The organism is Craterilacuibacter sp. (genome assembly GCF_051659485.1).
Classification (GTDB): domain Bacteria; phylum Pseudomonadota; class Gammaproteobacteria; order Burkholderiales; family Chromobacteriaceae; genus Craterilacuibacter.
The window spans coordinates 1-1,820 of record NZ_JBOFOO010000086.1; the positions used below are offsets into that span (position 1 = coordinate 1).

Consider the following 1,820-nt stretch of genomic DNA (forward strand, 5'->3'; position numbering starts at 1 on the left):
CCTTCAAGCTGCGCATGCGCGAATTCAACCGTAAAATCAGTGGCCGCAAGCTGTCCGACCTGGCGGTCTTCAAGATCGAACCGGAAGATGAGACCGCTCTGGTTGAAGCGATCGACCTGCTGATCAGCACTGCGTCCACCGTCGGCACCGGTGAATCGTTCGAGTTATTCAATCAGCAAAGCGTGCTGGATGATGCACAGCTCGACCGTGCCAAGACCCTGTTGATCGAAGAGGGCAACGCACGGCAAGGCTTGCGGGTGGCGGACCTGTTCCGGCTTCGTTTCTGGGTGGGCAAGGCCGACCGCGAAGCCGAGGCGTTTGACGACCTAGACGGTGCCGCCTCCAATGGCACCGTCCTGATGGCCAAACTGGTGACTGGGCTGGCTATGCTGCACCTGATGCAGGACCAGCGCCGACCGATCCGGGGCGTATGCTATCTGGACGAGGCACTGGCGCTGGATGCGCGCAACCAGCGCAGCCTGATCGACACTGCCGCCGAGTTCGGCTTCTCGCTGATTTTCGCGTCCCCCGCGCCGTTGACCACCGTCCGCTATTGCGTCCCCATCCACCATCGGCACGGCAGCAACTTGATCAGCAGCCAGAGCTGGCAGGTGCTCGAACCACTGGAGTTTTCCGCATGAACGACCGCACCCTGCGTGCGGCGCTTGGCAAGCTGCAAGGCCAGTCCGAGTTGCCGGTCAGCCAGTTCACGCCCGCGCAGCAGGCGGTTCTGGATCGTTTTGCCCGACAGACCGGTGCCCTGCACCGCAGGACACAGGGACGGGGTGGCGTGTACCAGGTTCTCCAGGTGGATATCCTGGCCGCACATCTGAATGCGCTATCGCCAGGGGCCAGTTCGGACGATGTGTCGCTGCCAGCCCGGGCACGCCATATCGCCAGCGCTCGCAGTAGTAAAGCTGCCGCACACCGTCACGATAAGCACTATCTGTTGCTCAAGGCGCACGGCGGACAGGTGAATTGGCAGGATACGCAACGAGGCATTCACCTGCCTCTGAGTGAACATACCCGAGATTTTGGAGTGGCCGCGCTGTCGGTCGCATCATCCGATGGCTGGGCGAGCGAGCAGGATTTATGGCTGGTCGAGAATCAGGCGCTGTTTGACCGGACCGACTGGCTGCCCCCTTCAACTCAAGCCTCGCTCGCTTATTACGGGGGACAGCTTAACGGTATCTTGCTCGACTGGCTGGCCGCACGCGAGCGCTTTACCCGTGTCATCCTATTTCCGGATTACGACGGCGTCGGGTTTGCGAATTATGCGAGGCTGTACAGCAGGCTTGGTAGTCGCTGCGAGTTCTGGTTGATGCCCGACTGGCAGGACAAGCTGGCACGTTTTGGCAGTCGCCAGCTATGGCAAGACACCCGGGCCGAATTCGAACGCGTCCGGCCACAGCTACCACCAGCCTTGGGCGAGCTGACAGAGCAGATGGCTGCCCAGGGGCTGGCATTGGAGCAGGAGGCGGTTTGGCTCGATTAAGCGACAAGCCACAACCGTTGCATGCATCGGCAATGTGCTTCCTGCGATAAAATACCTGTTCGGGCTATCGCCCCATCGCCAGCAAATCGAACACGACCCGCGCAAAATCGGCGGTCTTTTTCGGGTCGGAGAGTAGCTGCATCGCTTGATTTTCATGTGCTTCTCTACTGTCTATGATAGCGTTGTCGACTACGCTGGGAAAGTCACCCAGCAGCGCTTGTTCGGCGGCGTTGTTGGTGATTTGCTTCATTACGATGTCGTTCTCGTTCACTTTTCCGCCGATAGTGTAGAGGTAGTTCACCATGTCGCCATTGCTCAGACGGTC

At 59.8% G+C, this 1,820-nt stretch carries 3 protein-coding genes; 2 read left to right on the forward strand and 1 reads right to left on the reverse strand.

What is annotated here, in order from left to right; all coding sequences use genetic code 11:
• Both ACRC1E_RS03010 and ACRC1E_RS03015 read left to right on the forward strand, forming a co-directional pair.
• Positions 1 to 641: hypothetical protein (locus ACRC1E_RS03010; protein ID WP_438513627.1), on the forward strand; the 641-nt coding region annotated here is incomplete at its 5' end.
• Positions 638 to 1,495, forward strand: a complete 858-nt coding sequence (locus tag ACRC1E_RS03015) for a DUF7281 domain-containing protein (protein ID WP_438513628.1) — start codon at positions 638 to 640, stop codon at positions 1,493 to 1,495. The genes ACRC1E_RS03010 and ACRC1E_RS03015, both read left to right, overlap by 4 nt.
• A 64-nt stretch (positions 1,496 to 1,559) precedes the next feature.
• Here the strand turns inward: ACRC1E_RS03015 and ACRC1E_RS03020 are convergent.
• Positions 1,560 to 1,820: hypothetical protein (locus tag ACRC1E_RS03020; protein WP_438513629.1), on the reverse strand; the 261-nt coding region annotated here is incomplete at its 5' end.

Bases quoted from the DNA above. Each gene is read 5' to 3' on its own strand.
- ACRC1E_RS03015 (WP_438513628.1), top strand. From the start codon at position 638: ATGAACGACCGCACCCTGCGTGCGGCGCTTGGCAAGCTGCAAGGCCAG.